Below are 10,870 nucleotides of genomic sequence, written 5' to 3'. Positions count from 1 at the left end.
TTATTTTGTTTCTTCAAGCACATACCTTAGGTCGTCTATTTTTGCCTTTACAATGCGATCGTCATCCAAGGGCCTTATCACTATTCTGCGGTTTCCGTCAACTTTTACGAGTAGATGGGTACTATCCTTCTCTAAAGGAACCTTAATGAAATCATTTCCAGGATACCACTTTTTTAAGGTATCCATAACTACTGGAACCAATTTATTTGCTTGCAACTCTTTGTTCCAAATGGACCATGCGGTATAGAAAAACTGAAGATCCATTCCTGTCATAATTTTTTCATTATTGAAATTTCCTGCAAAGAGAAGGGTAATTTCTGATTCCATGGGTGCCTCTGGCCTCAAAGGTAATTTATATTTTACGGACTCATTCTGGGGGCCATTGGAGACCAAACCTTGCTGGTTCAGTTTCCAACAAGCACTAAAAAATTCCATTCTATGTTGACCGAATTTCAAATTAAAAAGTAGAGAGTCGTGAATGATGCCGGTAGCCATTTCACGCTTTATAAGTTTCGAATATTCTGAACCAGTAGAACAGTTCAAGATTAATAAAAACAATAAGGGGATGCCAATTCTATTGATTATTCTTGAACTCATAAAAAAGAACTTCTTCATTATTATTACCTATCGTTAGTATTTTTTTTCCTTTTAAAGTAACCCATTCCAAAGCCCGTATTTGCCCTTCTATAAAAAGAGGATTCACGTTAGCTTCAGAATTTTGAGAAATAATCGGTCCAAAGATAGCCCATCCTTTTGAAGCATCATACCTCCCGAATTGCGGTTTTACCATGTATTGATTTCCACCAAGAAATAAATCTTGATATCCATCGTTATTAATATCCTCTATGGAGATTGCATAAACTGGCGCATATTGTATTTCATCAGGAAGTACCTTTGCTTTGAAGGTTCCGCCTTTGTTAATAAATAGCATACTTTCAATGATATCAAGTTCTGCGGTATAGCATTTTGCAAGTTGCTCCTGGAAAAAGATCATGGTCATATCGGCTTTGGCATAATCCTTATAGTATAAGAATTTCTTTTTCAAGGAAGGTATTTGGGAAACCAATTCATCTTTATCCGCTATTGGGTAATATTTACCGTTCCGTTCTTTACAAATCAATTGTTCTTGAAAACCATTCCCATCAAAATCGGCAATGAATATCTTCATATTCTTCTCGTAAAAAGCATTGCGGCCAATATTCCCAATAATGAGGTCTAAATCCCCATCTTCATCAATATCTTTTAACTCGATGGCCTTCCAGAGACCTGAACTCCCCGAGAATCCAAAAGCAGTACTTTGATCTTCAAAAATTCCCCCTTTGTTGATGAAAACCTTTATAGGCATCCATTCGCCAACGACTAGGAGGTCATCCCATCCATCGCCGTTGACATCTCCCCATTGGGCATCGGTAATCATCCCCAAATTTTTAAAAAGCGGGTTTTCCTTTGTGGCGAAATTCCCTTTTCCATCATTTTCAAGAATATATCCCGATCCCGGAAGACCATACAAATTGGTTTTGTAGCGTTCACCAACAAATAGGTCAATATCTCCATCCTTGTCAAAATCCGACGTCGTTACGACCGAAGAACTAAATGTAGAACTAAAATTGGGCGAGCTTTGGGATTTTATAAAACTATTGCCATCATTGATGTAATAGGCATCATTAAGTTCAATGGAATATGGTGAAAATGCCTTTCCTCCGTGACAGACATATAAATCCAGGTCCCCATCCCCATCCCCATCAAAAAAAACGGCATCGGTATCTTCTGAGCCTGCATCCTTTAGAAATGGTGTAGCATGTTCAGTATACCCATTATCATTGGAAATGAACAACTTACCAGCTTGGTTTTTTGCTCCTCCAACAAAGAAGTCGGGTTTACCATCCGCATTTATGTCCGCTGTGGTCAGGGCTGGACCTTCATTACTGCTCATATGGGGCAATAACCTTTCGTTGTCAAAATCAATATAACGGTTCTCCGTATGCATAAAATGAAATAATGGATTGATTCTACCAAGGGGAGAGGAATACTTTTCCATGCTAGGTAGGGACTCCAATCGAGAGGTTTCTTTAATGGGTTGGTCGATTCTATATTTTTGGTTTGTTCTTAAATCGGTTTGTGTACTAACGGTACCGTTTGGCCATGTAATTATCAAGGAATCGATTTTTGTGCGATTTCCAACTCCAAAATGGAGGCCATAGGGCACACTACTTTGAAAACCCCTTGATACGAAGTTCTCTCCGTACCCTATGACTTTGCCATTGGACTTAATCATGGCCTTGGCACCGATAGCCCTTAATTCTTTGTCAAAAAATTCTAATTGTATGCTTCGTTGATTAAGTGTATCGGTTGTATTTTCATAGAGGAAGGAAGGCATATTTACGTTATTCACTACCAAATCTAAATCTCCATCATTGTCCAAATCTCCATAAGCACTTCCGTTACTAAAACTGGGAGTGTCCAAACCCCAAGTTTCTGCAGTGTTTTCAAAATTAAAGTTTCCTTTATTTCTAAAAACGGAATTTGCGACTGCTTGTGAAGGCATGGCATCTATAAGCGTTGTGATGACATTTTTTTCTTTTTGGGCAATTCTATTTCTAATTTTTTCCTCATTGGCATCAAAGGCCAAATAGTCACGGTCCAATAGATCCTTGTAAATTCCATTACTTACAAATATGTCCTTGAATCCGTCATTGTCCATATCAAAAATAAGGGCACCCCAACTCCATTCCGTTCCGGATACATTGGCCTGTCTACTTACTTCTAAAAAGGATCCGTTACCAAGATTCTTTTGTAGTGCATTCCTAGCAAATTGGTTAAAATAGCCCTGTTTTTCTGCAAGCTGTTGCTTGTCCCAGGATTCGAACAGGGTTTTGGTTTTTTTACGTTCTTCCGTGGCGGGCAGCATTTCTGTAACGATAAGGTCTGTCAACATGTCGTTGTCCAAATCCGCTAGATCCGCCCCCATGGACCCCATGGATATCGATTCAAAGTATTCTTCTAGATTTTCGGTAAAACCGCCTTTAGTATCGTTGATATATAAATAGTCTCTTTCAAAAAAATCATTTGAAATGAAAATATCCGTCCAATTATCGTTGTTGAAATCGCCTAATGTTATTCCAAGTCCAAAACCAATTTTGCTGGAGTATATTCCAACCTCATGGGTTATATCAATAAATTTGCCATCATCGTTCCTAAGAAATTTATTGCCATTTTTATCGGGTATCATTCGTAAGTCCTTTTTCAAATCGAAGCCGCCTATGGAACGAAGCGAGTTGTTCAGGATATACACATCCAAATCCCCATCCTTGTCATAATCAAAAAAGGCGGAATGCACCGATAGTCCTTCAATATCCAGACCGTATTCTTTGGAAGATTCCGTAAAGGTAAGGTCACCGTTGTTTATGAAGAGTTCATTGTGGCGATTGGAACCCTCTGGTTTTCCAGCTTTACATACATATAGGTCCAAAAGGCCATCCTTATTTATGTCTGCAAAGGTAGCTCCTGTGGACCACACGTTAGGGCAAGCTACTCCTGCGTTGATTGTAATATCTTCAAATTGCCAATTTCCTTTATTCAGAAACAATTTGTTATCTACCATGTTGCCTGTAAAATAGATATCGATAAGGCCGTCATTATTTACATCGCCCAAGGCTACACCTCCGCCATTATAGAAGTTTCTGTAGAGGTAGGGGTTAAATTGCTCATCGTACACTAAATTATTTTCAAAATGAATACCCGTATTGCTGTCACGCAAATTAAATAGAGGAATAAATGGGTTAGCTTCTTCCTTTTTACAGCTAAAAAGTGATAGTGTTAGAAAAGCGAAAATAAAATTCCAAAAGAATAGGGAACGAATAACTTTCATGGGTATTGATAACCTGTCTTGGGTAGCAAGAATTTATTACAAAGGTATATATCTTAGTAAAAAAAGGGCTGTTCTTACGAACAACCCTTTCAAAATTATAACTACTAAATCTCTTAATATCCAGGATTCTGGGTCAAGGTTCCGTTGGAAGCCTGGATTTGAGAAAATGGTATAGGCATCAAAGATCTAAAAGCATCCGTGTTGGTTTTTTCCCACCACACATCGTCAAAGGTTCCAAAACGAATTTGATCTGTTCTTCTGCTTGATTCCTGGAACATTTCACGTCCTCTTTCCGCCAAGAATTCAGCTGCATCGATAGATGTTAGCGGTGCTACCCCAGCTCTAGCTCTTATTGCATTGACATCAGGCAAGGAAAGACTCCAATCCCCAGCTGCCCTTGCACGAGCTTCCCCACGCATTAAGTGAACATCTCCCAATCGTATAATTGGGTAGTCATTGTTCATATCCTGTCTTCCCAATACTTCGAAACTAAATTTCTTCATACGGGCTCCTGATTGTCTAATGGAATTGGGCTCCAACTCGTTGATTTCTGGAGTGTAAACCACTTGAAGATCATCGTCATCCGATGCGAAATCAATTAAGGCATTCCCAGAGAAATCTGTTTGTGGACCCACCAAGAAATTTGCTTCTTTACGTGCATCCCCATCTTCATAACTGTTGTAGAATTCCTCTAGAACCTGGAATCCATTCCACGGAGCGGCGTCCAATCCGTAAGTCAACTGGCTGGGGCCGTGCAATGTCATTTGATTAAAATTCATACCCCCAAGCCCTACACTATTGTATTCAATAGACCAAATGATTTCTGGGTTGTTCTCATTATTAGGAGCGAAAACGGTTGCATAACCTTCTAGAGTCTCTGGGTCAGAATCTACTTCCGGCCTTTTCGACAAGTTTGGTGCAACGCACCCCTCATCACAAAGAATGTATGGACTGTTGTCAATGATGTAGGATGCAGCCCAATCGGCTTCTTGGTATCTTGGTGTGCCCGTATATACTTCTGCATTCAGGTACAATTTAGCCAATAGACCCAATGCAGCATACTGGTTGATTCTATAATTATTGACTTCAGTTCCTAAGTCACTGCCGGATAAATCCATTCCTGCAGTTACTGCTGGAATCCCCAAAGCGGCCAACAATTCGCTCTCTACGAAATCAAATACCTCAGTACGTTCTGATTGTGGTGCATCACCACCCGGTGCCGTTACGATTTTTACACGTCCGAATAAATCTAATAACCTCCAATAAAAATAAGCTCTTAAAGCTCTTACCTGAGCGGTTTGGTTTGTATTCAAATTACCTCCGGCTAAAGCAATATTACACTCTCCGATTCCCCCATAGGCATCGTTCCAAGCTTCACCAATTCTTTCGTGGGCAGCATCCCATGTATGGCGGTGTAGTTGAATCCAAATACCACCGTCAAACCAGTCACCTCCTTTTTGACCTACGGCCATTTCATCGGAAGGTACACTTTGCGAAGCAAAGAAACCCGTGTTGCCGGCAGATCCAGACCTTAGTCTTCCAAATGGTGCCAACAAAGGACCTCCATCTGCACCACCACCACCTACAGAAACTCCTTCAATAGAGAATTCTTCGGTAACGGTATCTTCCAATTCATCATCTAAATCAGTACAAGAGTAGGCAATCAATGCTACACTTGCCAATGTTAGTTTTAGTATACGTTTCATAGTTTTTTTTTTAGAAATTAACATTAACACCTAAAGTAATCGTGGTGCTTGTAAAATAGGCTTCCCTTCTTTCGATACCTGCAATTAGAGGGTTCGCCTGTACCTGTTGTATATTTTGGTTGGGAGTAGACCCTTCCAAATTACTTAATCCCAAACCACCATCTTGTAAAGAAGGTTCTGGATCGACGCCAGTATAACCAGTGATTGTAAAAAGATTTTGACCGGCTAATGACAACCGTAAACCTTTAATATAGCTATCTTCCTTCATATCAAAGGTATAGCCTACGGACATGTTATCCAAACGCAAGAAATCTGCTTTTTCTACATAATAGTCACTAAACTGTGCTGTTCTAATATCCGACCTTGCCAAACTGGTATTTACAAAGTTGTAGGAGGCTTGTGAACCAATGATGGGTTCATAGAAGGCCCTGAAACTATTTACCAAACTATGACCTACCACGGCTCTAAAGAATACATTGGCATCCCAATTACCGTAGTTTATTTGGTTTGTCCAACCCAATTCAAAATCTGGAATACCACTTCCCAATACTCTAAAGTCGGCATCATCGTCCAAAGCACTACCTTGGCCGGTAACCAAATTACCGTCTCCGTTAATATCTACAAGTATTGGCGTTCCATTGGCATCAACATCCCCTGAAAAAACGGGCCCCCAAATTTGTCCAACTTCCTCGCCTTCTTTTACACGTACAACGAAAGTGTTATTTTGACCTGGTGCGCCAAGGTTACCCAAAACTTGGTCTCCTTGTGGATTCTCTTCCAAAATGTTCTTGTTGTGTGTGAAGATTAGACCCGTATTATACTTCAGTTTATCATTTCTTACAACATCATAGTTAGCGGACAACTCAATACCTGTTACTCCTAACTGACCTGAATTTTGCCATCTTTGGCTGAATCCGTTGTTTTCTGCAGCATCTATGTTTGCAAGTGTAATAAAGTCTTTTATATCTCGAACAAAGTAATCTGCAGTGGCTCCAAAGCGATCCATGGCAAATTCAACCCCAAAGTTGAACTCGGACTTTTCCTCCCATTTTAAGTCTGGGTTGGCAGCACGACCCCCAGCTTGTGTGGTAGCTGCACCGCTAAATCCATCGGCTCCATTTTGAACGTTGAAAATTTGTTGGTAAAGACCTACAGAAGGTGGAATAGCCCCTGTAAGACCCCAACCGGCACGTACCTTCAACAGATTAACATTTGGTAATTCCAAATACTTATTCACATCAGCACCTAAACCTACCGATGGGAATATACCCCATTGATTCTCAGAACCAAAACGGCTGGAACCTTCTCGAGCAATGGAAGCATCAAAGAAGATGGCATCATCAAAGGTTACATTGGCCCTACCAAAGAAACGAATAATACGGTCTCCGTCTTCACGGCCACTGTCAGCTACGATTCGCCCAGCTTCCAAAAGGTCTTGTGCAACACTAATATTGTTACTCCAATCAAAATCTACCCCTGGAGGGAAATCTCCAATTTGGAAGTAATTGAAATTATAATCATTTTCTTGAAACGAATAACCTGCGGTTACCGTGTAATTAAACTTTTCAGCAGAACCAGTGTAGGCTGCATAACCTTCCAACAGTCTAAATTTTCTTTCCTCGCTTCTAAAATCTGCACGCCCACGTCTTGTAGGACTTAAAGCATTGCCTCTCCACAAGTTGGTAGTTGGATAGTATTGGTTATTATCCCTCTTAATGTTTTGTGCTGCATAATTCAGATTGAGTGTCAGGTTATCTGTAACTTTATAATTTAAATTAACACCATAATTTAATGTAGTAGCGGCCGCATCGTTTCTGTTCAATTCGGCAATTGAAACGGGGTTAAAACTGTCGAAAAGCCCCAATGTTTCAAAATAACCACCAAATTGTGAAGAATTAAATGCAAAAGGCGCGTCATCCCCGAAAATAGGTGCGGTTGGATTATAACTGGTGGCATAACGCATTGCCTCGTTAAAACCTATTTGTGAATCACGCTGTGTAAAGGCAGCGTTCACATCAATCTTTAATTTATCGTCAAAAAGAAAACCGGTGTAATTGGTTCTAAGGTTGAACTGTTGAAAACCTGTGTTTATTAAGATATTATCGGTATCCCTTAGGTTACCGGCAATACGGTAATTAAAACCATCGCCACCTCCAGAAGCTGCTATATTGTGAACTTGGGCAACTCCTGTTTGGGTTACCTCATCTCTCCAATCGGTATCGCTTCCCTAATCATTACCACCAGTAGCTAAAAACTCTTCACGATTCATTATGTCTATTTGATTGGCAATGGTAGAAACACCCACTTGTCCATTGTAAGTGACTTGTAAGGGTTGATTGCCTTTACCTCTTTTGGTAGTAACTACGATAACACCGGCAGAACCACGTGAACCATAGATTGCAGCGGCAGATCCATCCTTAAGTACGGTAATATTCTCGATATCCGCTGGGTCCACACTAGCTAGCGAACCTCCCAAGATACCGTCAATTACCACTAGGGGCTGTTGGTTACCTCCAACGGTAGAAATACCTCTAAGCCGTATAACGGGTTCGGCATTGGGGTTTCCCCCTCTGTTAACAACACTCAAACCGGCAACCTTACCTTGCAATAACTGGGTAGGTTCCTGAACCACCCCTTGGTTAAAGTCTTCTGTACTAACACTTACCACTGAAGATGTGATTTCCTTTTTTGCTTGGTTACCGTAACCTACAACAATTACTTCATCCAATGCCTGTGTGTCTTCCACTAGGGTTACATCGATGGTTGTTTGACCGTCTACTGGTATTTCTTGGTTTTTATAACCAATGTAGCTAAATACCAATACTGCATTATCACCCAAACCATCAATGGTATAATTACCATCAAAGTCGGTTTGAGTTCCGTTGGTCGTTCCTTTGACGACCACACTGGCCCCAGGAAGAGGACCACTAGCATCTGAAACAGTTCCAGACACCTCTTGAGCCTGAGCCATACCAAAAGTCAAAAAGGCTCCTAGTACAACTAAGCATTTTAGTAGCGTAATCTTCATAAAATGTTAATTTAAGTTGAGTTAATTTTATTCAAGCGTTAAAAATATGTAAAAACAGCAATAAAGAACATCGTAAGTCTAAAGGCTTACTCACGAAAACGGTTTCGTGTTAATAACTTTTTTAAATTATGGATTCTTAATTATACAAGTTATTAATTAATCTATTCGTAATAAGTTAGGGCTTATTAATGTAATAATGCAATTTTAGCCAAATATATAAATTTTATTTTTCTTTAAATTTCGTTAAGCCCTTATTAACATTATCTAATCTTCAATTTTATTGTTCACGTTCATTTAAGGTTTGAAATTTTGTGTAAATTCCAATAAATTCAGCTTAGAACTTCACGTACACATTGAAAAAAAGGGTTACTTTAAAACAAATTGCGAAGGAATTGGACGTTTCAGTTTCAACTGTTTCCAAGGCCTTGAAAAACAGCGAAGAGATTAGTAGGGATACGAAGGACAAGATTCAAGCTTTCGCCAAGCTTTACAATTATCGACCAAATAATATTGCCTTAAGTCTTAAGAACAAAAAGACCAAGAATATAGGAGTTATCATACCTGATATTGTCCATCATTTTTTTACTACTGTTTTTAGGGGAATTGAACACTACGCAGGCGAAAGGGGTTATAATGTCATGATTTGTGTTTCGGATGAATCCTTTGAAAAGGAGATTTTGAACATGGAATTGTTGGCCAATGGTAGTATCGATGGCTTTATAATGTCCTTATCCGCGGAAACTCAGGAAAAGAATGACTACACCCATCTTAAGGAAGTATTGGGTCAAGGTATTCCTTTGGTCCTTTTTGATAGGGTTACAGAAGATATCGAATGCGATAAAGTCATTTTGAACGATGAGCAGATAGCTTATGACGCGGTACAGGGCATGATCCGTTCTGGAAAAAGGAAAATTGCGTTGGTAACCACGGAGGGTTATTTTAATGTAAGTTTCGATCGGGCAAGGGGTTATAAACGGGCCCTGGAGATGAACGGATTGGATGTGGACAAGGCCTTGGTCTTGACCTTGCCTTACAAAAGTGAGGACGATACGGTAATTTGGGACTTTTTCGAAAGCAACGATATCGATGCCGTACTCTGCGTAAACGAAATTTTTGCGATCAAATGCATGGACGTGGTTCAAAGGCAGGGAAAGAAAGTGCCGGAGGATATTTCTTTCATTGGGTTTACTAACGGAATTTTGTCCAGATATTCAACGCCCAAATTGACGACTGTGGCCCAACATGGAGAGCTCATGGGCGAAACTGCTGCCAGATTGTTGATAGACCGTATAGAAAACGATTTGGAAGGAAACCATAAAACAGAAGTGATTTCCGCTACTATCATCCATAGGGAATCCACAATCAATTAGTTACTTTTGCCGGCATGAAAACCTCTTCGAGGGATAGGGTAAGGCAACCTTTATTTCAAAATTAAGAGGGAAATTTTTAAATCTTGGATAGTTGACCTTAAATATAAATCTGTAAGACCCTTAGCGAGAGACTTGTTATGGTAAGTAAAATACCACTAAAATAGAAAATGTTTTAATTAAAGCTATTAATCTAATTTTAAGCGCATGAAAAAAGGATTTATTTTTGATTTGGATGGCGTTATCGTGGATACGGCTTAATACCATTACCTCGCTTGGAAAAAACTGGCCAATGAATTAGGTTTTGAATTTACATTGCAACAGAATGAACTTTTTAAAGGGGTAAGCCGAAAGCGCTGCCTGGAAATTCTTCTGGAATTAGGCAACATCCAGGCCAGTCAAGAGCAGTTTGATCGTTGGATGATCGAAAAGAACGAGGACTATTTGAAATATATAACAAAGATGGACGCATCGGAGATTTTACCAGATGTGCCGCGTGTCCTGGAATTTCTAAAAAATAAGAAGGCTCCAATCGCTTTGGGATCTGCAAGTTAAAACGCAAAGCCCATATTGGCAAAGGTGGGGTTGCTTCCCTATTTTGAGAGTATTGTTGATGGCAATAATGTAACCAAGGCGAAACCAGATCCGGAAGTATTCCTGATCGCCGCCACAAATCTTCAAGTAGCCCCCCAGGATTGTGTGGTCTTTGAGGATGCAGTGGCCGGAATACAAGCAGCCAACAATGCCCAAATGACAAGTATAGGTATTGGGGATGCGAATACCTTGACCGAAGCGAACTATAATTTCAACGATTTCACCGAAATGACCGACGATTTTTTGAACGGCTTGCTAGCATAAATCGGCTGTATCGGCTAACTAAAAATGAAACAAAAATTTTATC

The 10,870-nt window shown here is 39.9% G+C and carries 6 protein-coding genes and 1 pseudogene; 2 read left to right on the top strand and 5 right to left on the bottom strand.

The window, feature by feature from the left end; all coding sequences use genetic code 11:
• The 5 genes from ACZ41C_RS05235 to ACZ41C_RS05215 all read right to left on the bottom strand — a co-directional run bounded on the left by ACZ41C_RS05235 (nt 1) and on the right by ACZ41C_RS05215 (nt 8,602).
• Nucleotides 1-597: a hypothetical protein gene (locus tag ACZ41C_RS05235; protein ID WP_138257011.1), complete on the bottom strand. Its 597-nt coding sequence runs from the start codon at nt 595-597 to the stop codon at nt 1-3.
• Nucleotides 575-3,868, bottom strand: a complete 3,294-nt coding sequence (locus tag ACZ41C_RS05230) for a VCBS repeat-containing protein (RefSeq protein WP_464564850.1) — start codon at nt 3,866-3,868, stop codon at nt 575-577. The genes ACZ41C_RS05235 and ACZ41C_RS05230 overlap by 23 nt, the downstream gene beginning before the upstream one ends.
• A 113-nt stretch (nt 3,869-3,981) precedes the next feature.
• Nucleotides 3,982-5,574, bottom strand: coding sequence for a RagB/SusD family nutrient uptake outer membrane protein (locus tag ACZ41C_RS05225; RefSeq protein WP_138257013.1), 1,593 nt, complete (start codon nt 5,572-5,574; stop codon nt 3,982-3,984).
• Between the two features lie 10 nt (nt 5,575-5,584).
• Nucleotides 5,585-7,588, bottom strand: coding sequence for a TonB-dependent receptor domain-containing protein (locus ACZ41C_RS05220; protein ID WP_464564849.1), 2,004 nt, complete (start codon nt 7,586-7,588; stop codon nt 5,585-5,587).
• A 213-nt stretch (nt 7,589-7,801) separates the two neighbouring features.
• Complete coding sequence (locus tag ACZ41C_RS05215; RefSeq protein ID WP_464564848.1) at nt 7,802-8,602, bottom strand: carboxypeptidase-like regulatory domain-containing protein; 801 nt, start codon at nt 8,600-8,602, stop codon at nt 7,802-7,804.
• Nucleotides 8,603-8,955: 353 nt separating this feature from the next.
• On the opposite strand from ACZ41C_RS05215, the gene ACZ41C_RS05210 reads away from it, so the two are divergent.
• The gene (locus tag ACZ41C_RS05210; protein WP_138257015.1) at nt 8,956-9,972 is read left to right on the top strand and encodes a LacI family DNA-binding transcriptional regulator; all 1,017 of its coding nucleotides are present in this window, start codon (nt 8,956-8,958) and stop codon (nt 9,970-9,972) included.
• 204 nt (nt 9,973-10,176) lie between these two features.
• Nucleotides 10,177-10,827 (top strand): annotated as a pseudogene (pgmB, locus tag ACZ41C_RS05205) (beta-phosphoglucomutase).
• Nucleotides 10,828-10,870 lie beyond the last annotated feature (43 nt).

Source organism: Maribacter sp. C-4077 (assembly GCF_055378385.1).
Note: the sequence above shows the minus strand (reverse complement) of the source record. Positions and strands in the feature narration are given on the sequence as shown.

Bases quoted from the DNA above. Each gene is read 5' to 3' on its own strand.
- ACZ41C_RS05235 (WP_138257011.1), bottom strand. From the start codon at position 597: ATGAGTTCAAGAATAATCAATAGAATTGGCATCCCCTTATTGTTTTTA.
- ACZ41C_RS05225 (WP_138257013.1), bottom strand. From the start codon at position 5,574: ATGAAACGTATACTAAAACTAACATTGGCAAGTGTAGCATTGATTGCC.
- ACZ41C_RS05230 (WP_464564850.1), bottom strand. From the start codon at position 3,868: ATGAAAGTTATTCGTTCCCTATTCTTTTGGAATTTTATTTTCGCTTTT.
- ACZ41C_RS05215 (WP_464564848.1), bottom strand. From the start codon at position 8,602: ATGAAGATTACGCTACTAAAATGCTTAGTTGTACTAGGAGCCTTTTTG.